This window comes from Halarcobacter bivalviorum (genome assembly GCF_003346815.1).
In the GTDB taxonomy this organism is placed as follows: domain Bacteria; phylum Campylobacterota; class Campylobacteria; order Campylobacterales; family Arcobacteraceae; genus Halarcobacter; species Halarcobacter bivalviorum.
In genome coordinates this window covers 1-21,465 of sequence record NZ_CP031217.1, presented here as the reverse complement: position 1 = coordinate 21,465, position 21,465 = coordinate 1, and the positions used below count along the sequence as shown (strand labels likewise).

At 27.3% G+C, this 21,465-nt stretch carries 22 protein-coding genes and 1 other RNA gene; 11 read left to right on the top strand and 12 right to left on the bottom strand.

Annotation, left to right across the window (positions count from 1 at the left end; translation table 11 throughout):
* Nucleotides 1–12 precede the first annotated feature (12 nt).
* Nucleotides 13–489, bottom strand: coding sequence for a MarR family winged helix-turn-helix transcriptional regulator (locus ABIV_RS00115; RefSeq protein WP_114837963.1), 477 nt, complete (start codon nucleotides 487–489; stop codon nucleotides 13–15).
* 104 nt (nucleotides 490–593) lie between these two features.
* Between ABIV_RS00115 and ABIV_RS00110 the strand changes: the two genes are divergently transcribed.
* Genes ABIV_RS00110 through ABIV_RS00095 form a run of 4 tightly spaced genes read left to right on the top strand, consistent with a single transcriptional unit; the run spans nucleotide 594 to nucleotide 6,609 of the window.
* The gene (locus ABIV_RS00110; RefSeq protein WP_114837962.1) at nucleotides 594–1,820 is read left to right on the top strand and encodes a TolC family protein; all 1,227 of its coding nucleotides are present in this window, start codon (nucleotides 594–596) and stop codon (nucleotides 1,818–1,820) included.
* Nucleotides 1,817–2,902 carry an efflux RND transporter periplasmic adaptor subunit gene (locus tag ABIV_RS00105; RefSeq protein ID WP_114837961.1) on the top strand — a complete coding sequence of 362 codons (1,086 nt, stop codon included), beginning with the start codon at nucleotides 1,817–1,819 and terminating at the stop codon, nucleotides 2,900–2,902. The genes ABIV_RS00110 and ABIV_RS00105 overlap by 4 nt, the downstream gene beginning before the upstream one ends.
* 2 nt (nucleotides 2,903–2,904) lie before the next feature.
* The gene (locus ABIV_RS00100; RefSeq protein WP_114837960.1) at nucleotides 2,905–6,012 is read left to right on the top strand and encodes an efflux RND transporter permease subunit; all 3,108 of its coding nucleotides are present in this window, start codon (nucleotides 2,905–2,907) and stop codon (nucleotides 6,010–6,012) included.
* On the top strand, nucleotides 6,013–6,609 hold the full coding sequence (locus tag ABIV_RS00095; RefSeq protein ID WP_114837959.1) for a TetR/AcrR family transcriptional regulator: 597 nt from the start codon (nucleotides 6,013–6,015) through the stop codon (nucleotides 6,607–6,609).
* Here the strand turns inward: ABIV_RS00095 and ABIV_RS00090 are convergent.
* Nucleotides 6,602–7,024, bottom strand: a complete 423-nt coding sequence (locus ABIV_RS00090) for a YqaA family protein (protein ID WP_114837958.1) — start codon at nucleotides 7,022–7,024, stop codon at nucleotides 6,602–6,604. The genes ABIV_RS00095 and ABIV_RS00090 overlap by 8 nt on opposite strands.
* Nucleotides 7,021–7,923 carry a DMT family transporter gene (locus ABIV_RS00085; protein WP_228254313.1) on the bottom strand — a complete coding sequence of 301 codons (903 nt, stop codon included), beginning with the start codon at nucleotides 7,921–7,923 and terminating at the stop codon, nucleotides 7,021–7,023. Before ABIV_RS00085 ends, ABIV_RS00090 begins: the two co-directional genes overlap by 4 nt.
* 141 nt (nucleotides 7,924–8,064) lie before the next feature.
* On the opposite strand from ABIV_RS00085, the gene ffs reads away from it, so the two are divergent.
* Nucleotides 8,065–8,161, top strand: an RNA gene (gene ffs, locus ABIV_RS00080) — signal recognition particle sRNA small type.
* A gap of 18 nt (nucleotides 8,162–8,179) precedes the next feature.
* On the opposite strand, the gene ABIV_RS00075 is transcribed toward ffs, so the two are convergent.
* Both ABIV_RS00075 and queF read right to left on the bottom strand, forming a co-directional pair.
* Nucleotides 8,180–8,809: a MerR family transcriptional regulator gene (locus tag ABIV_RS00075; RefSeq protein WP_114837956.1), complete on the bottom strand. Its 630-nt coding sequence runs from the start codon at nucleotides 8,807–8,809 to the stop codon at nucleotides 8,180–8,182.
* Nucleotides 8,810–8,820: 11 nt separating this feature from the next.
* Complete coding sequence (gene queF, locus ABIV_RS00070; protein WP_114837955.1) at nucleotides 8,821–9,198, bottom strand: preQ(1) synthase; 378 nt, start codon at nucleotides 9,196–9,198, stop codon at nucleotides 8,821–8,823.
* A 151-nt stretch (nucleotides 9,199–9,349) separates the two neighbouring features.
* Here queF and ABIV_RS00065 point away from each other — a divergent pair, with 151 nt between their 5' ends.
* The gene (locus ABIV_RS00065; protein ID WP_114837954.1) at nucleotides 9,350–10,369 is read left to right on the top strand and encodes an NAD(P)-binding domain-containing protein; all 1,020 of its coding nucleotides are present in this window, start codon (nucleotides 9,350–9,352) and stop codon (nucleotides 10,367–10,369) included.
* Between the two features lie 3 nt (nucleotides 10,370–10,372).
* On the top strand, nucleotides 10,373–11,236 hold the full coding sequence (locus ABIV_RS00060) for a DMT family transporter (protein ID WP_114837953.1): 864 nt from the start codon (nucleotides 10,373–10,375) through the stop codon (nucleotides 11,234–11,236).
* On the opposite strand, the gene ABIV_RS00055 is transcribed toward ABIV_RS00060, so the two are convergent.
* Complete coding sequence (locus ABIV_RS00055) at nucleotides 11,225–11,554, bottom strand: hypothetical protein (RefSeq protein WP_114837952.1); 330 nt, start codon at nucleotides 11,552–11,554, stop codon at nucleotides 11,225–11,227. The genes ABIV_RS00060 and ABIV_RS00055 overlap by 12 nt on opposite strands.
* 116 nt (nucleotides 11,555–11,670) lie before the next feature.
* A complete protein-coding gene (locus ABIV_RS00050; RefSeq protein WP_114837951.1) occupies nucleotides 11,671–11,994 on the bottom strand; it encodes a hypothetical protein in 324 nt (107 codons plus the stop codon).
* Between the two features lie 290 nt (nucleotides 11,995–12,284).
* On the opposite strand from ABIV_RS00050, the gene ABIV_RS00045 reads away from it, so the two are divergent.
* The 4 genes from ABIV_RS00045 to zupT all read left to right on the top strand — a co-directional run bounded on the left by ABIV_RS00045 (nucleotide 12,285) and on the right by zupT (nucleotide 15,521).
* The gene (locus ABIV_RS00045; RefSeq protein WP_114837950.1) at nucleotides 12,285–13,094 is read left to right on the top strand and encodes an AraC family transcriptional regulator; all 810 of its coding nucleotides are present in this window, start codon (nucleotides 12,285–12,287) and stop codon (nucleotides 13,092–13,094) included.
* Between the two features lie 61 nt (nucleotides 13,095–13,155).
* Nucleotides 13,156–13,785: a LysE family translocator gene (locus tag ABIV_RS00040; RefSeq protein WP_114837949.1), complete on the top strand. Its 630-nt coding sequence runs from the start codon at nucleotides 13,156–13,158 to the stop codon at nucleotides 13,783–13,785.
* 42 nt (nucleotides 13,786–13,827) lie between these two features.
* On the top strand, nucleotides 13,828–14,679 hold the full coding sequence (locus ABIV_RS00035; protein WP_114837948.1) for an NAD(P)-dependent oxidoreductase: 852 nt from the start codon (nucleotides 13,828–13,830) through the stop codon (nucleotides 14,677–14,679).
* A 2-nt stretch (nucleotides 14,680–14,681) separates the two neighbouring features.
* Nucleotides 14,682–15,521: a zinc transporter ZupT gene (gene zupT, locus ABIV_RS00030; RefSeq protein WP_114837947.1), complete on the top strand. Its 840-nt coding sequence runs from the start codon at nucleotides 14,682–14,684 to the stop codon at nucleotides 15,519–15,521.
* Here the strand turns inward: zupT and ABIV_RS00025 are convergent.
* The 5 genes from ABIV_RS00025 to dnaA form a co-directional block, all read right to left on the bottom strand.
* Nucleotides 15,518–15,913, bottom strand: coding sequence for a DUF3010 family protein (locus ABIV_RS00025; protein WP_114837946.1), 396 nt, complete (start codon nucleotides 15,911–15,913; stop codon nucleotides 15,518–15,520). The two genes, zupT and ABIV_RS00025, sit on opposite strands and share 4 nt — an antisense overlap.
* A gap of 62 nt (nucleotides 15,914–15,975) precedes the next feature.
* Nucleotides 15,976–16,509 (bottom strand): hypothetical protein, encoded by a 534-nt coding sequence (locus ABIV_RS00020; protein WP_114837945.1) that lies wholly within the window; start codon nucleotides 16,507–16,509, stop codon nucleotides 15,976–15,978.
* 67 nt (nucleotides 16,510–16,576) lie between these two features.
* Entirely contained in the window at nucleotides 16,577–18,898 is a 2,322-nt protein-coding gene (gene gyrB, locus ABIV_RS00015) for a DNA topoisomerase (ATP-hydrolyzing) subunit B (RefSeq protein WP_114837944.1), read from the bottom strand.
* A 21-nt stretch (nucleotides 18,899–18,919) separates the two neighbouring features.
* A complete protein-coding gene (dnaN, locus tag ABIV_RS00010) occupies nucleotides 18,920–19,990 on the bottom strand; it encodes a DNA polymerase III subunit beta (protein ID WP_114837943.1) in 1,071 nt (356 codons plus the stop codon).
* Between the two features lie 167 nt (nucleotides 19,991–20,157).
* Nucleotides 20,158–21,465, bottom strand: coding sequence for a chromosomal replication initiator protein DnaA (dnaA, locus tag ABIV_RS00005; RefSeq protein WP_114837942.1), 1,308 nt, complete (start codon nucleotides 21,463–21,465; stop codon nucleotides 20,158–20,160).

Genomic DNA, 21,465 nt, shown 5'->3' with positions numbered 1-21,465 from the left:
TTTTTATACAAATTATGAAAGGCTAAGTGTAATTTTCTTTAGAATTCTTTTTAAATCTTCTCTTTCTTTTTTAGTTAAAGCATTATATGTCTCTTTTTTTAATTCAATTAAGTCATCAAGACAGTTTAATAATATCTCTTCTCCAGATTTTTCTAATTTTACAAGCATACTTCTTTTATCATTTGGATTTTCCTTTCTTGAAATATACTTTAATGACTCTAATTTCTTTAGAACTTTAGTCATTCCACCAGAAGAAAAGATTATTGCAGAATATAACTCAGTAGGTGAAAGTTCTTTACCATTAAAGTATAAAGAGGCTAAAACATCTACATCTGAATGTATCAAATTATATTTCTGTTTAAACATTTGCTCATTTTTATTATAATTATTTTTATAAATTAAAGTAATAGGTAAGGAGATATTAAACACGTCATATTCCTTTTGTTGTTCCATATTATCAAAGAATTTTTCTATATATCGTTTTTCCATTTTGAAAGTTTAGCACAAAATTAATTAAAATATTTTATCTTTCTAGAAAGACAAGTTTAAGTTTTTATATGTTATCTTTCTGGAAAGATAAAAAAGGGGGCTATTTGAAAAAATCAATATTAGTTATTTTTTTACCAATTTTTTTATTGGGACACAATTTAAATGAATTAGTTGATTTATCTTTAAAAAATCAATTAATTGATTCATATAAATATGATACAGACTCAATAAAAGATGAGTATGAAAGTGTAAAAAGTGGTTACTATCCAAAAGTAGACCTTGCTGCTACTTATTCATATACAGATGAAGAAACAGCAAGTATTCCAAAAGATGGAATAAAATCATCGGCAAGTGTTAATTTTATATTATATGATGGAAATAAAAGATCAACTACTTTTAGTAAATATAGAAGTAATATAAAAAGTTCACAAGAGAGTCTTACTTCATCAAAGAACCAAATTGCATTAGATGTTACATCTTATTATTTTAATTATTTAGCTTTATTAGCTAAAAAAGAAGCAAAATTAAAAGAGATAGACCAGTTAAATGCACAAAAGAGCAGACTTTCAAAATTTTTAGAAGTGGGAAGTGCAACAAAAGATGAAGTTGAAAAAATTACTTCAAGAGTTGAGAGTGAAAATGTAAATCTACACTCAATCGAACTTGATTTACAAACTATTCTTTTCAATCTTGAATATATTACTGGAACAAAAGTTGTTATTAGCCAAGGTTCAAATATAAAAGAGCTTGCAAATAAAACTGAAGAATCAAATAGAGCTGACATAAAAGCTTTAGAGTATAATGTAAAAGCACAATTAGATAATGCAAAAATAGAAAAAAGTGCTTATCTTCCAACAGTTACATTAGATAATACATACACAAACTATGATTATAATTATGATAATAAAGCTTATGAATCTATTGATGACCAAAACATATTCTCAGTAAATATGAAATGGAATATTTTTGCTTTTGGAGAGACTAAAAATAGGTATGAGTCTCAATATAAAAAATATTTAAGTCTTAAATCAAGATATGAATATGAGAAAAATAGAGCAAATACAGATTTACAACTTGCACAAAGAGCATATGAAATTGCAAAGTTAAAAGTTAAATCTGCCCAACTAAGTTTAAAAGCAGCAGCAAGTGCTTATGAAGTAATTAAATCAAAATATGAAAATGGTCTAATTGAAAATGTTGCTTATTTAGAGAGTTTAAGTGAAAAATATGATGCAATCAGCCTTTTAGAGTTTGCAAAATATGATTTAGAAATAAAAAGAGCAAACATTATTTACCATAGTGGAGAAAATATAAAGGATTATATTCAATGATAAAAGCAACAAGTAAAAAAATATTACTACTTACAACAATAGCTGTTGTAGGTTTTACAGGATGTTTTCAAGGGGAAACAAAAGATACAAAACAACAAACTTCACCTCAGAAACCAAGCTTACCCGTACAAGTTTTTAAAGTAAATAAAGAGAATAATACAACAAATAAAACATATCCAACACTATTAAAAGCTTATGAGCAAGTTGATATTATGGCAAGAGTTTCAGGTACATTAGAAAAAAAATATTTTAAAGAAGGTGATTTTGTAAAAAAAGGAACTCTTTTATATAAAATTGAGCCAGATTTATATTTAGCAAATCTAAATATGAAAAAAGCTAACTTTACAAAAGCAAAAAAAGATTTTGAAAGAGCAAAAGCTCTATTTGCCTCAAAATCTATAAGTAAACAAACTTTTGATGACTATACTTATCAATATGAGAGTTCAAAAGCAGCCTTAGCAGAAGCTCAAATTAATTTAAATTATACAAATGTAAGTGCTCCAATAGATGGTATTGTAGGAATAAAAAAACATAATGTTGGTGATTTAGTTGGTACAAGTTCAGCAAATTCACATCTTATTACAATTACAAATACAAATCCTATTCATGCAGAATTTTCTTTACCAAAAGATGATATGGATAGCTTTTTATCTCAAATAAAAGATAAAAAAGCAAAAATAAATTTATTGGCAAATGGAAAAACTTATAGTGAGGGTGAAATAGACTTTATTGCTCCTACAATTGATTCAAATACAGATACTTTACTTTTAAGAGCAAAATTTAAAAATCCTAATAGTGAATTAATAGTTGGAAATTTCACAAAAATAGAACTTACAAATCTTTCATTAGGTGATGTTTTAATTATTCCTGAAAATGCTGTATTAAAAACTGCAAAAGCAAGTATTGTATATGTTGTTGATGAAAATAATATAGCAAAAGTTAGACCTGTTACTATAGGAAGTTTAGTTGAGAAAGGACTTGTTATAAAAGATGGGCTAAAAGTAGGTGAACAAATTGTAATCACTAATCTTGCAAAATTAAGACCTGATACAAAAGTTCAAATAGTAAATAAAGAGAAATAGTTATGATTTCTTCATTTTTTATAAAAAAACCTGTATTTGCAGGTGTTTTATCTATTGTAATATTTTTGACAGGATTAATCTCTATGTTCAATTTACCAATTGAACAATACCCAAGAGTTTTACCTCCTCAAATTATTGTAAGTACTACTTATCCAGGAGCTAGTGCTGATACTATTGCAAAAACTGTTGCGGCACCCTTAGAAGAGAAAATCAATGGTGCAAAAAATATGCTTTATATGAACTCAGTTGCAGAAGATAGTGGAAGATTAAATATTAATGTATTTTTTGAGGTTGGAACAGACCCAGATTCTGCAAAGATTGATGTAAATAATAGAGTTCAAGCAGCTTTAGCAAAAATGCCTGAACAAGTTCAAAGACAAGGTGTTGTAGTAGGAGAAAGAAGTCCAAGTATTCTAATGTTTATTATGCTTCAATCTCCAAATAATAGTTATGATTCAGTATATTTATCAAACTATGCACTTTTAAATATGGTTGAATCATTAAAAAGGGTAAATGGAGTAGGGGATGCTATCATTTTTGGAGCAAAAGATTATTCTATTAGAATTTGGATGGACCCATCTAAATTATCTAAATACTCTCTTGCTACAACTGATGTAATTACAGCAATAAAAGAGCAAAACAATCAATATGCAGCAGGTAAAATTGCAGCTGAACCAATTGCAAATAAACAGATGTATACATATACTATTCAAACTCCAAAAAGATTTGAAAATCCAAGTCAATTTGGAGATATAGTTATTAGAGCAAATGAAGATGGAAGTACTTTAAAACTAAAAGATGTGGCTTCTATTGAACTTGGGGCAGCTGATTATAGTGTTGAAACAAGATTAAATAATGCACCTTCTATTCCTATTGGTATCTTCTTACAAAGTGGAGCAAATGCTTTAGAGACTGCAAATGCTATTAAAAAATCTTTAGAAGAGGCTCAAAAAAACTTTCCTGAAGATATGACTTATAGTATTCCATATGATAGTACAGACTTTATTTCTGCTTCTATTGAAGAGGTTGTAAAGACTTTTATTGAAGCTTTAATTCTAGTTATTTTAATTATGTATCTATTCTTACAAAACTGGAGAGCAACAGTAATTCCATTTATTGCTGTTCCTATCTCTATTGTAGGTGCTTTTGCAGGTATGTATGTTTTAGGCTTTAGTATTAACTTATTAACACTATTTGGTCTTGTACTTGCTATTGGTATTGTTGTTGATGATGCTATTATTGTTATTGAAAATATTGAACGACATATGGAAGAGGGTAAATCGCCAAGAGAAGCTGCTTTTATTGCTATGCAAGAAGTAACAGGAGCTTTAATTGCTATTATCTTAGTTCTTGGTGCTATTTTTATTCCTGTTGCCTTTATGGGTGGTTTATCAGGAGAAATGTATAGACAATTTGCAATTACTATTGTTATTTCTGTAATGATTTCTGGTTTTGTTGCTTTAACTTTAACACCAACATTATGTGTAAAGATATTAAAAAACAGAAAACATGAACCAAAAGGCTTCTTCAAATGGTTTAATAACATGTTTGATAAAGCAACTGAGGGGTATTCATTTTTAGTTAAAAAGACTATTAGATTTTCTCTGATTTCTATTTTACTTTATGGGGGTCTAATTTTTGTTTCATATGATATGTTTAAATCTATGAAAACAGGACTTGTTCCACAAGAGGACCAAGGTACAATCTTTGTATTTGGATTTAACCCTCCTGGTTACTCTTTATCAAAATCTTTAGAGTTATCAGAAGAGACAAATGAGATTGTTTCAGCAGATCCAAATGTTGCAAATATTATTACTCTAGCAGGTTATGACTTTACTACATCTGCTCAAAGAACACATACAGTTGCAACTATTATCAAACTAAAAGATTGGAGTGAGAGACCAAATGAAGAGCAGGGTGCTGAAGCTTTATTAGGAAAATTCTCTAAACAACTTATGGGGACAAGTGAAGGATTCTCATTTGCCGTTGTTCCACCTCCAATTATGGGAATGAGTATTACTGGTGGATTTGATATGTATGTTCAAGATAGAACAGGTGGAAGTGTTGAGGATTTAGGAAAGGTTGTTAATCAAATACTTGAAAAAGCAAAAACTAGACCTGAATTAATTGGGGTTAGAACCTCTTTATCAGCAACAATTCCTCAATATAAAGTTGATGTTGATGTAGAAAAAGCAAAAGCAAAAGGTGTAAATTTAAATGATATTTACAACACTATTACTTCAACATATGGAAGTTTTTATGTAAATGACTTCTCACTTTATGGAAGAACATATAGAGTAAATTTACAAGCAGATTCAGAATATAGAAATAATATTGAAGATTTTAAAGAGATTTTTGTAAGAGCAGATAGTGGAGAGTTACTTCCTATTAACTCATTTATCTCTTATAAAAAAGTAGTTGGAGCTGATATTGTTGAAAGATTTAACCTTTTCCAAGCAGCAAAAGTTTCAGGACAACCAGCAGCAGGATATAGTTCAGGGGATGCATTAAAAGCAATTGAAGAAGTAGCAAATGAAGTATTACCTGATGGATATACTATTAGTTGGACAGGTTCAGCTTATCAAGAGAAACAAGTAGGTGGAAGCTCAGCTATGGCCTTTATATTTGGAATTGTTTTCTTATTCTTAATTCTTTGTGCATTATATGAGAGATGGTTACTTCCTATTTCAGTTGTACTTGCAGTACCATTTGCTGTATTTGGAGCTATCTTAGCAACAAATTTAAGAAGTTTAGATAATAATATCTACTTCCAAATTGGTCTTTTAGTACTTGCAGGTCTTGCAGCTAAAAATGCTATCTTAATTGTAGAATTTGCTCTACAAAAACAGAAAGAAGGATTCAATTTAATTGATGCTGCTTTAGAAGCTGCAAAAGTTAGATTGAGACCAATTATTATGACTTCTTTAGCCTTCACAGTAGGTGTTTTACCATTAGCTATTAGTAATGGAGCAGGGGCTGCTAGTAAACACTCTATTGGTACAGGAGTTATTGGTGGAATGCTTGCAGCAACATTTATTGCAATTGTGTTTATTCCCTTATTTTATGTACTTATTTCTAAACTTTCTAAAAAAACAAGTGATGAGTCCTAAATGACAAAAGAAGAAAAACAAGAGAGACGACGGTGCATGGCACTGTCGTGCCTTGATGCATTTTTAAATACAAACTATCAAAACCTCACAGTCACCTCTTTAGCAAAACAATCAAATATTGCAAAGGGAACTTTATATGAATATTTCAAAAACAAAGAAGATATTATTTTAGAACTAACTGAGGGTCTTTATGAAAAATGGAAAGAAGATACTCTAAAAAAAGTAAATCAACAAATTAGTTTAAAAGAGAAATTTGAATGCTTTTTTACAGCTGTTTATACTAAAGATTATAAAAACTATAGAATTATTTTAAATATTTTCGCAGGACTTAGTCATTATGAAGAAGAGGAAACTTTTAAAAACTTTTTAAAAAAAATATATGAAGAACATCTTGAAGTTATTAACTCTTTATTGGAAGAGGGCATAAAAGAAGAGCTTTTTATAAAAGAAGCAAAGACCTTAAACAAAGGTTTATTAAATTCATTTATAGGTTTTTTTCATATCTCACTATTAAATGAAAAAGAGAGTACTTCTATTAAAGAGATTAAAACTTTTATTGATAACTTCTTTTTAACAATCAAAAAAAGAACTAAGTAACAAAATATAAAGTAGCTACTGCTAAAAATAGATACCTAAAAAACTTAGCAATAAAAACTAAAAAAAGAAATTTTTTTAAATCATATTTAAAAATACCAGCAATTAAAGTTAAAGGGTCACCAATTATAGGTGCCCAAGAAAGAAGTAAAGAGTAAGCCCCATATTTATCAAAAAAGGCTTTATACTTTTCTATTTTCTCTTTTTTTAAATAGGATTTTTTTTCTAAATACTCTTCTCCTTTTAAGCCAATAAAATAGTTAAGTAAAGAACCTAAGACATTTCCTACTGTTACAAAAGCTAAAAGATAGACTAAATTATAACCTTCTTTAATATTATAAACCAATAAAGCCTCACTTCCTAAAGGAAAAAGTGTTGCTGAGATAAAGGCTGAAAAAAATAGCGTTATATAAATCAAATTTTTCTTCTTTTAAATCTTTTAACTGATATTTGAGAGATAATTACCCCAACTAAAATAGTTGCACTTGCAATAAGTTCTGTAGAAGTTAGTTTTTCTCCCAAAATTAAAAAGGCTAAAATCAGTGTGAAAATAGGGATTAAATTAACAAACATAGCAACTTTTGAAGCCTCTAATTTTGTAAGAGCAAAGTTATATAAACCATACCCTGCAAGAGTAACTACTACACCTAAGTATACTGCCCAAGAGATTGCCTCTAAAGAGAAAGTCATCTCTTTTGTATTTAACTCAAAAATAAAAAATGGGAAAAAGAAAACTAGACCAATAAAAGCCTGTACTGCGGTAAGAAATAAAGCAGAAAACTTTTCACTTAAATATCTTGCAACTAAAGTATATCCTGTAGCACAAATCATTGCACAAAACTCTAAAAAGTTACCAAGCATAGGATTGGGTGCAGTATCACTTGTAGTAGCTTGCACACTTAGCCAAATAACTCCTATCATAGCAATTACAGAACCAAATAATAACTGTCTAGAAATAATCTCTTTTAAAAAATAGCCAGCAGCCATTGCTGTAATTAAAGGCATCAAAGAGGTAATCATACCTGCTTGTGAAGCAGATGTATAAATTAATGCTTTTGCTTCAAATAAAAAGTATAAACAAGGCTCAAAAAACCCTAATAATAGTATTAATTGAATATCTCTTTTTGTAAAATCATATTTTAGAAAACCTTTTATAAAAAATACAAAACATAAAGAAGCAGCCAACATTCTGATAAAAATAACAGTATATTCTCCTAAATCTACCATTGCCGCTTTTAATGCAATAAATGAACTTGCCCAAATAAACATGGCAAAGACAATAGACACAAAGCCTATTAAATTAAAATTTTTTGTCAAATCTTTTCTCTCTAATTAAAAATTGAAAGCAAATTCTTATTTTGCTAACTTAAATATTTACACAAGTTTTAAGTTTTCTAAAGATATAATTGCAGTCTTCAAAGATGAGCACAAAGAATATCTAGATATTTTTTATGCTCTTCTTTAGACCCTTACAATCATTTTTAAAGGCAAAGCCCCAGGGTGGGAACACAGCAAGGCACCTTTATCTTTGGTGTGTTTGGGTATCTGGAGAAGAGTACTTTTTAGTACTCTTTTAAATCAAATCTGAAAAATCCTCATTTAAAATCAATAGTTTTTTATCTTTTCGATTATATATAAATCTTGGATCTCGTTTTTGTATAGCTTTTAAAATAATTAGTTTTATATCTTTTTCATTTTTATTGTGTCGTTTTAAATATAATGTAAAATTTTGTAAAGAGATAAATCTCTCTTTTTCTTCCGTACTTGTTTCATGAATCTCTTCATCTTTTTGTACAGTTTGAATTTGAGGCTGTTTATAAATAGAACGCATCTCATTAAAAGCACTTTGCAAAAGTTCTATTTCTCTATTAAATACGGCAATAATTCTTTTTTGATTTTTTTCTAATCTATGAATTTCTGATGAATATTGATTTTTCATCCATTTTATAGATTTTTTTAATATATCAATTTGTTCATTTTTAGCTTCAATAAGTTCAGAGTAAGGACTTTTTGCCTCATCTTTAAGTTCTACTTTTAACTCTTCTTGATTGCTAAAATTATGATTATGCTCATCTACATAAACATATATTTTTCCGGATTTTTTTATAGATTTTAATTGATTTTTTTTAATTCTATAGTGAACTCCTTGAAGGGATAGTCCTAGTATTTGTGCAGCTTGTGCTGTTGTAACTAATCTCTCCAAAGAATTTATCCTTACATTTTGTCACTGTCTATTTCAATTACAGTGTGTACATTACCTCTTGGTTTAAAATCTGCGACTACTTTCATCCATTTTGGTTGTAGTTTTTCATATAATGTATCAAATATCTCATTTGCTGAGTTTTCATGAGAAACTTCTCTAAACATAAAAGAATTAATATAAAGTTTTAAAGCCTTTAATTCAATAACTCTCTCATTTGGAATATACTTTAATTTGATTGTTGCAAAATCAGGATATCCACTTCTAGGACATTTTGCCATAAACTCTGGAAGTTCAATATCAATAACATAGTTTTTTGAATGGTTATTTGGCCAAAAATGCTCTTCTTTGTTAATATCAAATTCTACAATCTCTTTTTCACCATATTTCATTAAATATACCTCTTAAATTATTTAAAATTAATAGATATTTTATCCAAACTATACTTACAAATTTTTTTATGTAAATGTTTTTAAAAATGTAGATAAATAGTACAAGTTATGTTAATATATAAATTATTTATTTTATATTATGGAGTTGCTTATGGAAAAGATATATGAAGTAGCAATTGTAGGTGGTGGACCTGGTGGGATTGGAACAGCTGTTGAAGCTGCCGTTCATGGTATTGAAAATATATTATTATTAGATAAAGCAGATAATCATTCAAGTACAATTAGAAGATTTTATAAAAAAAATAAAAGAGTTGATAGAAACTGGAAAGGTCAAGTTGTAGAAATAGAAGGAAATATTCCTTTTATGGATGGAACTAAAGAGACTACTTTAGACTTCTTTGACCAATTACTTGATGAAGATAAAATAGATACTGCTTTTAATACTGAAGTAGAAAATATTACTAAAGATGAGAATAGTAATCTTTTTATCTTACAAACTACAAATAAAATATTTAAAGCAAAATGTGTAGTAGTAACCATTGGTAAAATGGGAAAACCAAATAAACCTGAATATAAAATTCCTCCTTCACTAAAAAATTATATAAATTTTAATTTAGATAAATGTAGTAAAAATGAAAAGATACTTGTAGTTGGTGGAGGTAACTCAGCAGTAGAGTATGCTTGTAGTCTATCTGAAGAAGAGAATACTGTAACGTTAGTTTATAGAAAAGAGAAGTTTACAAGATTAAATCCTGAAAATGAAGATATTTTATTTAAATATAATGGACAAGAAAAACTTAGGCTTAGACTAAATACAGATATTGAGTCAATTGAAAATGAAGATGGAAGAGTAAAAGTTAGTTTTACAGATGGTCACTTTACTATTTATGATAGAGCTATCTATGCAATTGGTGGAACTGCTCCTGTAGATTTTTTAAAAAAAGCAGGAATAAAAATGGATGAAGATGGAAAACCAATTTATAATGAAGACAATGAGACAAATATCCCTTGCATGTATGTAGCAGGAGATGTTGCTTTTAATACTGGTGGTTCAATTGCAACAGCTTTAAATCATGGTTTTCGTATTACAAATTCTTTACTTAAAAAAAGAGGAAAAACAAAGAGTAGTATTGAACTATTTTTCAAAAATAATCCTACTTTTAAGTACTAACTTATGAGAAAAGATTTAACAAAAAGTTCAAATTTATTATTGTTAAATATTGTTGCATTAATCTTTTTAGCATCAAACTCTATTTTATGTAAATTAGCAATTGTAAATGAGTATGCTGATGCTTATTCTTTCACTTTTTTAAGATTAGTATTTGCAAGTTTAACGCTATATTTCATTGTTTCTTTAAAATATAGAAGAATTATTTTAAATAAAAACAAAAATTGGTTTAGTGCTTTTTTTCTTTTTTTGTATGCTATAACTTTTTCATATGCCTATCTTGATTTAGATGCAGGATTAGGAACTTTAATTCTTTTTGCACTTGTTCAATTAACCATGATTTCATATGCAATTTTTACTAAAGAAAAAATCTCTATAAAACAATTTATTGGTATATTTATTGCACTTTTTGGATTAATCTACCTTTTTTATCCTAAAGATGATTTTACTTTATCAATAAAAAGTTTTATTTTAATCTCTTTAGCTGGAATTAGTTGGGGAGTTTATACTATTTTAGGCAAAAGGTCCAAAAATGCTTTAAAAGATACAAATGACAACTTTTTAAAAACTATTCCTTTTTTACTTTTATATCTTTTGATTTTTCCTGTAAATATAAATATTACAACAGATGGTTTAATATTGAGTTTTCTATCAGGGGCTGTAACTTCTGCAATTGGTTATGTAATTTGGTATAAAATATTAGATAATATCTCAATAATCACTGCAGGTGTAATTCAATTAATTGTTCCAATCATTGCTATTGTTTTAAGTGTAGTTTTATTAGATGAATTACTTACATCTACACTTGTAATCTCAACACTTTTAATTATTATTGGCATTTACCTAACAATAAGTAAATCAAGAGTTTAACATCTTATTTTTTTTCTCTTCACACTCAAGACAATCTAAGCCTATTTCGCATTTATCACATAATACACAATCTGTTAATATAGTTTTAAACTCTCTATTTTTTGTAGCTTTTGAGCTTAATTTAGCCATATAACTTACATTTAATACTGGATCAGCAATAAGATTATCAGCAATTTTAGAATCTATATTACTATTTCTAGCAACTGCTCTTCTTACATTCATATAAGGAGATTTATGTAATTCCCATAAAGTATCAAACTCTGTACAATTTACTGCTAAATTTAACTGCTCTTCTAAAGGTTTTTCTAATGCGCTCATCACAATTCCTTATTAAATATAAACAATTATAATACTCTTATTTTTAAATTAATTTTAAATATAAGTATATTTTTTAACTTTTTTTTAAATTTAATAATAGAATTGTAATATTTATATTAAATCATATTATTGTTAAACTTCTCGCATTCAATACAATTTAAATCCAATTCACTTTTCTCACATAGCACACAATCTGTAAGTGTTGTCCTAAACTCTCTATTTTTTGTAGCTTTTGAGCTTAATTTAGCCATATAACTTACATTTAATACTGGATCAGCAATAAGATTATCAGCAATATCTGAATCTATATTACTATTTCTAGCAACTGCTCTTCTTACATTCATATAAGGAGATTTGTGTAACTCCCATAGCAAACTCTTGTCTGTAGTAGTTTTTGCTAATAATAGTTGTTCTTCTAAAGGCCTTATTAATAAACTCATGCTAGATCCTTTTAAGTTATTTTAAAGATTATAATTAATGTAATTTTAAGAAAAAATTAAAAATAAAAATTAGTATTATGAATAATGCATATAAAGCCCATAAAATGCTATTTTAATGCTATTATATATATTTTTTTGTGATTTTTTTATGAAATTAATATACTATATTATGATTACAAATAAGTTACCAGAAAAAAAAGTATAAAATATAAACAAATTTATTTTTTATACTTATTTTAACTCTAAATACTTTTTTGATATAAATCTATATTAAATAAAAAGGCTAAAAGATTAAAGAAGGAAAATTTACTAAAGTTTTTATACATAAAGCACTTCCTTATTTAGAACTAAGACATTCAAATACAGGAAATCACTATAAAGAACATATCCACGAAAGCTTTTCTATAGGTATCAACCTTAAAGGTGAAAGTCTATATTCAAATAAACAAAAAAAATATGATTTTAAAAAAGGACTTATTGCAGTTGTAAACCCAAATGAAATACACTCTTGCAATGCCCTTAAAAGAGAAAATCATGAATATTATATGCTTTACTTAGACAAAAAATGGTGTTTTGAAATACAAAAAACTATTTCAAATCATATTACAAGTTTTATAGAATATCCAAATGCTTTGATTGATGATCAAAATTATTATAAAGATTTCCTAAATCTTTGTAAATTACTTTTTTCAAATAGTTCTATAGAAGAAAAAGAGAATGAACTAATTGAGTTTTTTACAAAACTTTTTGAAAAAAATATTCCCAATTCAAAAGAAAAAATTGAAGATGAAAATTTTGAAAAAATATGCAAATATCTAAAAGAAAATTTTAAAGAAAATATCTCTTTAGAAGAGTTAGCTAAAAAATTTTCTCTTAATAGCTTTTATATAATTAAACTTTTCAAAGCAAATATGAATATGACTCCTCACAAATATCTTTTAAATATAAAAATTAACTACTCAAAAGAACTTTTAAAAAAAGGAGAAACTATTGTTAATGCTGCATTAGAGTGTGGTTTTGTAGACCAAAGCCATTTTCATAAAAACTTTTTAAATATAGTAGCTACTACTCCAAACCAATATAGAAAAAATTTTATTTAAATCAATTTTATACAAGATTTTATTTTTATTTCTAATTATAATTGCAAGAAAAAGGAATTAAATGGAAGCTTATTTAAGTGCTTTTATAACCCTTGCTCTTGCACATTTTATTGCTTTACTAAGTCCAGGGGTTGATTTTTTTATCATTCTTTCAAACTCCTCAAAATATGGAAAACTATCTGGGATTATAACTTCTTTTGGAATTGCTATTGCTAACTTAGTTTATATATTATTAGCTCTTTTAGGAATCACTTTAGTCAAAGAAAATCAAAATATATTTTTATTTATTAAAGTACTTGGTTCTTTATATTTAATCTATATTGCATTTATGCTTTTAAAAACAAAAAAAAGGGACCTCTTTTCAAAAGAAAAGCTAAGAAGTGAAAATAAAAAAAGTCTTATAAAATATTTTTCAATGGGTTTTTTATCTGCTATTTTAAATCCAAAAAACTCAATTTTTTATTTTACAATGTTTTCTATTTCTATAAATAATACAACACCATTATCTATACAATCATTTTATGCTCTTTGGATGTTTTTAGCTGTTTTATTTTGGGATATATTTATAGTCTATTTAATTACAAATAAAAAAAGCAAATATATTTTTCAAAAATATTCAAACTATATTGAAAAAATATGTGGCTTAATTCTTTTATTTATAGCTAGCTTCATAATTATAGATAGTTTTTAATTTTTTTTATTATAATCAATATAAAAAGAAGAAAGGAAAGCTATGGCATTAGGATTTATTGGACTTGGGAACCTAGGGCGTGCAGTTGCTCAAAGATTAACAGATATGAATGAAGAGCTAGTTGTTTACAATAGAACTAGAGAAAAAGTAGAAGATTTAGGATATAAAATTGCAAAATCACCAAAAGAGTTAATTGAAAAGTGTGATATTGTAATCTTATGCCTTTTTGAATCAGATGCTGTAGAAAATATTTTCAATATGGAAAATGGTCTTTTAGAAGCTGATTTAGAGGGTAAAACTATTATTGATTTAACAACTAATCATTTCAAGCAAGTTCTAAACTTCCATAATATAATTGATGAAAGAGGTGGTGAGTATTTAGAATCACCTATTTTTGGTAGTGTAGCTCCTGCATTACAAGGACAAGTAACAATAGTTACCTCTGGTAAAAAAGAGACTTTTGATTCATGTAAAGTAGTTTTAGAGAAAATTGGTAAAGAGATATTCTATTTAAAAGAGCCAGGAAAAGCTTCTAAGATGAAACTAATCAATAATCTATGTCTAGGGTCATTTATGGCTACAATCGCAGAATGTAGTGCTTTAGGTGATGCTTGTGATATATCAAGAAGTACACTTCTAGAAATATTAGGAGTTGGTGGGGGACAATCACTAGTACTTAAAGCAAAAACACAAAAACTATTAGAAGAGGATTACTCTCCTCACTTTTCAAATAATGCTATTTATAAGGATTTACATACTTTACAAGATTTAGCTTATAGTATGAATCAGCCTTTATATACAGCAGCTATTCCAAAAGAACTATTTGGAAAGATGAAAAAAGATGGAAAAGGTGAAGAGGATTTTTGTTCTATAGTACAACTTTTTAAAGACTAAAAATGGAAAATCTTGAGTTTACAGATTACTTAATTGCATTTTCATTGACACTATTTGCAGGGCTATCTACTAGTATAGGAGCAGTCCTTGCATTTTTTTCAAAAGAGAAAAACTATACCATCCTTTCACTTGGTATGGGATTTTCTGCTGGTGTTATGATATATGTCTCTTTTATGGAAATCTTAAAAAAATCTCAAGATTCTTTCACTCAAATTCTTGCAAGTGAAACATATGCTGAACTACTAACTTTAGCTTTCTTCTTTTTAGGAATTGCCTTAAGTGCAATAATTGATAAACTAATACCTGAAGATGTAAACCCCCATGAACCAAAATCTAACCAAGAATTAAAAGAGTTAAAAACTGACCATAAGATGCTAAATACAAATGCTTTAAAAAGAACAGGTCTTTTTACAGCTTTAGCCATTGGTATTCACAACTTTCCAGAAGGTTTTGCTACATTTATCTCAGCTCTTGATAGTTTAACCCTTGGTGTAACTATTGCTTTAGCTATTGCTATACATAATATCCCAGAGGGTATGGCTGTTAGTTTACCTATTTACCATGCAACAGGAGAGAGAAAAAAAGCTTTTTGGTATGCAACTCTTTCAGGACTTGCTGAACCTGTTGGTGCATTATTAGGATATTTTTTACTATTACCTCTTATGGGTGATGCAACACTTGGGATTACTTTTGCAGTAGTAGCAGGAATAATGATATATATTTCATTTGATGAGTTATTACCAGCAGCTAGAGTATATGGAAATGCTCATACTACTATTGCTGGTTTAGTTTTTGGAATGTTTATTATGGCAAGTAGCTTACTTATTTTTAAACTAGTTTAACTTGCATATAAAGCACACAAATATGCTTGTTCTTGATATTTTTTTAAAGAATTAGGATATTCAATTTGATTTTTCTTTTCAAAAGAGGAAATAGCTTGAGCTGAAATTAGTTCTACTTCACAAAGAGGGTTTAATTGTATTAATCCTTCTAGTTTAAAAGTCACTGCTCCCCCTGCAAAGTTTCCCTTTTTTGCTCTTTTTTTTATTACTACTTTTTCAATCTCTTCTTGCTCTAAAAATAATAAAAATTCATTACAAAATTTTCTAATATCTTCTTGTTTTTCATCATCTTCAAGGCTAAGTTTTTTTATTTTAATATCTTGAAATTCTTTATTGTCTATAACTGATAGGATAATATTATTGGCTTTTAGCTCTATTCCACAAATTTTCATTTAATACCTTTTTAAAATTTGTGGAAGTATAGAGTATTTTTTAAATCTATTTAGATTTTATTTCATTTTGTAAGGTTTTTATCTTCTGCTAGTTTTCTATATATCAATCTTTGTATCTCTTTTTTTACAAGTTGAGAAGAGTTTAATTTATTATTTTCATTTGCTATAGAACCCATTACTTTTTGGCATTTATCACAAATAAAATCTATCTTGCTAACTTCCAAAGTAAACTTTGAAGTTGTATCATCATAGTACAAACTTTCCCCACAAGTAGGGCAAAAACACTCTAAATTTGCAATATCATCTTTATTCCACTTCCAATTCCATTTAATATTATAAAAAGTATCTTCTATATATTTTGATCTATTTTTGCTTATTAATTTTATAGCAATTATTAAAATTATTGGTAAAACTATTGGTAAAAGTTGAAGCCAAATTGGATAAATTAGAATATTCTCATTATAAAATAGAATTATCTTATCTTTTAATTCTACAAATTTATCATAAAAAGAGAAGGGTAAAAATATAATTAATAAAATAGCAATAATAGCAATAATAATTTTAGCTTCATATGATAAAAAGCTTTTTTTTCTCATCAAGACTCCAAATAAAAAATTGATTATATAATAAAAAAAGAAAAAAAGGGGAAGATTTCCCCTCTTTTTATACGTCTAAGTGTTCTACGTCTTTTGCGTGTTCTTCGATATAGTTTCTTCTAGGTTCTACTTCATCACCCATAAATAAAGTAAATGTATCTGATGCAACTTCAGCATCTTCAATTGCAACTCTTATAAGTCTTCTATCTTCAGGTGTCATTGTAGTTTCCCATAATTGCTCAGGGTTCATCTCTCCAAGACCTTTATATCTTTGGATATATGCACCTTTTTTAGCAATTCCTTCAATTTCTTCAAGAATTTCAATTAAATCTCTTCCATTAAACATAGAAATATCTCTTTCTACAAGTCTATTGAAAATATAAGTAGCTTCTGAAAAATATGGAGAGGCAAATAGCTCATCATCAATAATAAGCTCTTCTAAACCTTCATTTGTTTGAACAAATAGTTGAATTCTCTCTTCACTAATACTTTTTGAAAGAATATTATAACCTTTAGCTTCAATAAATAATTTCACTTCTTCATATAGTGCTGAAAGATCTAATTTTACTAAATCAGAATTTTCAATAAGATGTTTTAATACTTCAATTAAAGAGTATCTTTTTTCTAATTGTCTTAACATACCTCTATATCTAGAAACTGTTTTAAATAGGTCAATTAAATCATTTTTTCCAAGTGCATCAAAATCAAAATTTTCTACACCATTTTCAATTAAGAAATTTGATAAAGCAGTATCATCTTTTAAATATCTCTCATTTTTACCTTTTTTATATCTATAAAGTGGTGGTTGAGCAATATATAAATAACCTTTATCAATAATTGGTCTTAAAAATCTAAAGAAGAATGTTAATAAAAGAGTTTGAATGTGAGAACCATCAACATCGGCATCCGTCATAATAATAACTTTGTGATATCTAATTTTCTCTTCATCAAAATCTTCACCAATACCACAACCAAGTGCAGTAATCATATTTCTAATCTCATCAGATTTTAAAATTTTATCAAGTCTAGATTTTTCAACATTTAAAATCTTACCTTTTAGTGGTAAAATTGCTTGATAAACTCTATCTCTACCTTGTTTTGCAGAACCTCCCGCAGAGTCTCCCTCCACCAGGTATAATTCTCTAATTTCTGGGTCTTTACTTTGACATTCAGCTAATTTACCAGGAAGAGTTCCAACTGTCATAGCATCTTTTTTTCTAGTTAAATCTCTAGCTTTTTTAGCAGCTTCTCTACCTCTTGCCGCCATTAAAGCTTTTTCCATCACAGCTTTTGCTTGTGTTGGGTTCTCTTCAAAATATTTATCTAACATTTCATTAGTTAATTTTTGACAAATAGGTTTTACATAAGAAGAACCTAATTTTCCTTTTGTTTGACCTTCAAATTGTGGCTCTGGAACTTTAACAGAAACAACAGCAATAAGACCTTCTCTTACATCATCACCAGTAATTTTAGTATCTTTTTCTCTTGCAGCTGCATTATTATTTACATACTTTACAATTGATCTTGTAAGTCCAGCTTTAAAACCAGCTTCGTGTGTACCACCATCAATAGTTCTAATATTATTTACAAAAGAGATTGTTTTTTCAGTATATGTTGAGTTATATAATAAAGCAATATCTACTTCTAAGTCTTCAACTCTTTCAGAAAAAGAGATAGCATCACAAATTGCAGTATCTTTGTTTAAATCTTGAACGAATTGATTAATACCACCCTCAAAATGATAAACTTCTTTTTTCTTTTGAATTTCATCTTCTAAAGTAATTGAAATAAATGGATTTAAATAAGCAACTTCTTTAAATCTTTTAGAAAGAATTGCAAAATCATAAGTATCAACTTCAAAAATAGAATCATCTGCTAAAAATTCAATAGTTGTACCTGTTTTTCTAGGGCTATCTCCAATTACTTCTAAAGGAGCTTTTGGTATACCACAAGAAAACTCTTGATAATGAATTTTTCCTTCTCTATAAATAGTCATTTTAAGATCTTTAGATAGAGCATTTACAACAGATACACCAACTCCGTGAAGACCACCAGAAACTTTATATGTATCTTTATCAAATTTTCCACCTGCATGAAGTACTGTTAATACAACTGTTGCAGCACTCATTTTTTCAGTAGGGTGCATTGCAGTAGGAATACCTCTACCATCATCTTCAACTTTTATCCAATGATCTTTTGTCATAGTAACTTTGATGTTTCTACAAAAGCCAGCCATAGCTTCATCAATAGAGTTATCAACTACTTCATAAACCATATGGTGAAGTCCATTGATGTTTGTATCACCAATATACATACCTGGTCTTTTTCTAACAGCTTCTAAACCTTTTAAAACTTTAATATTACTAGCGCCATATTCTGGTTGACTCATTACGGGTTTCCTTCTTTAAATTTATTTTTCTAAAACGATTGGCATTACGATTGTATAGAATTTTTCATCTTCTAAATAAAATGGTAAATTTGATTCATTAAATCCAATCTTTACGTTTTCATTATTTGTTTGACTTAAATAATCTAATAGATATTTTGCATTAACAGCAAGATAGAACTCTTGATCAATATTTAATTCAATATCAATTTGAGTTTTTGATTCAGTATCTTCATCTAAAGATTCAAAAACTATTGAATGTGGTTTAAATGTAATTTTAATATTTGAAAATAGTGAAGTTACAAGTTTTATTGATTCTACTAAAATATTTTTAGGAATAGATAAATTGTGTTTTAAACTTTGTGGAATAATTCTTTCATAATCAGGGAATTTTCCATTAATAAGTTTTGTAAAGAATTTCATATTTTCTGTTGTTACTACTAAATTGTTTTCATCAAATGAAATTTTTGCATCATCTAAAAATAGTTTTTGAATTTCAATGATTGCTTTTTTAGGAATAATAATTTGACCTTCATTATTTGACATATTTTCTAAAAATGAGATAGCTAATCTTCTAGTATCAGTAGATACAAAATTAATTTTTGAATTTTTAATATCTATTAATGCACCATTTAATTCAAATTTAGGATTGTTATTATCAATTGATGGAGTAATTTTTCTAATTGAGTTAATAAAATTAATTGTAGAAATATTTAAACTTTTTAAATTTTCATTTAAAATTAAATTTGGATATTCATCTGCATCATACATAGGAAGTTTAAATGTAGATTTATTTTGTTTGATAATTAAATTATTATCTGTTGTTTCAATTATAATATCTGCATCTTTTAATCTTTTTATAATACCTAGTAAGTTAGAACCATTTACTGTTGCTTTTCCATAGATTGCTTCAGTTATTGAATCAATTTGAGACTCTAAACCTATTTCATAGTCTGTAGCTTTTAATATTAGTTTAGAATCATTTACTTCTAAATAGATGTGAGAAGTAATTGAACTAGCATCTTTTTTTTCTAAAAATGGTTGCATTGATGAGATTACATTCTCAAATATGCTTTTTGTAATTATGAACTTCATTTATTAGCTCCTATTTATTTATATTAAATTAGTGGAAGTAGTAGACAATGTGAAAAGATGAAAATATTAAAACAGACTCTAAAAATTGGTACTTTCTTAGAGTGAATAGTTTTGAATAATAGTTCACATCTTTTCACACTTTGATTCTAAACTTTTTTTTCCACCTCTTAATTTATGATTTTATTTTTTAAATTTTGAATGATTAATTTAAAGTTTTCATCTGTTTCAATTAATTCATTTGTTTTTTGAATATTTTTTGAAATAGAACTATGATCTTTCATTCCTAAAAATTTAGCAATATCAGGCATTGAATTGTGTGTAAGCTCCCTTGCTAGGTAGATTACAACTCTTCTTGCATTTGCAACTGTTGCTGTTCTTTTTTTAGATTTAATATCACTTGGTTTAATATTTAATTCATTTGCAACAAGTGAAATAATATCTGGTAATTTGATATTATCTTTTTTCTCTTGTATTTGTTCTTTTAATAGACTTTGTGCAAGTTCTAAATTAATCTCTTGGTTAAGTAAAGAAGCACTTGCATTAATTCTAATTAAAACACCTTCAATTTCTCTAATTGAGTTATCTAAATTTGTTGCAATATAATTGATAATTTCCCTACTTAGGGCAATTCCATTAAGTTCACTTTTCTTTTCAATAATTGCAATTTTTGTTTCAAGTCCAGGAATTTGGATATCAGCTGTTAATCCCCATTCAAATCTTGATTTTAATCTGTCAACTAATCCTGCAATTTGAGAAGGAAGTCTATCAGATGTCATAACAATTTGTTTTTTTGCATTGTGAAGTTCATTAAAAGTATGGAAAAACTCTTCTTGAGTTTGTTCTTTTCCAGATAAAAATTGAATATCATCAATTAATAAAACATCACATTTTCGGTACTTTCCTCGGAAATGTTCCATATTTTTATTTTTAATTGAAAAAGTAAAATCATTCATAAACTGTTCAATAGTTACATAAATAACTGTTTTACCTTTTTCAATTGCATCGTTACCAATTGCTTGTAAAAGGTGAGTTTTCCCAAGACCTGTTCCACCATAGATAAATAGGGGGTTATATTGAATTCCTGGTTTTTCTGAAACAGCCAATGAAGCATTATATGCCATTTGGTTTGAACTACCAACAACAAATGAATCAAATGTATATGAAGGGTTTAAAATTGTACTTTCAGCAGTTTCATTTTTAGCTTTTTCAGAGATAATCTCTTTTTTACTCTTTTTTTCACCTGCAATTTTTATTTCAATATCTGGTTTTGTTCCATCATATTTTTCAAAGCAGTGTTGAATAATTGCGCTATATTTACTTTTTATCCATGAAGCAATATATTTATTTGATACTTCAAATACTGCAATCTTATCATCAGAAGAAATTTTTTTGTATGATAGCTGTTTTAAATATTTTTTATAATCTGATGGATTAGCTTCTTGTTCAATTATCGATAAAAACTCTTTACTTGTCAT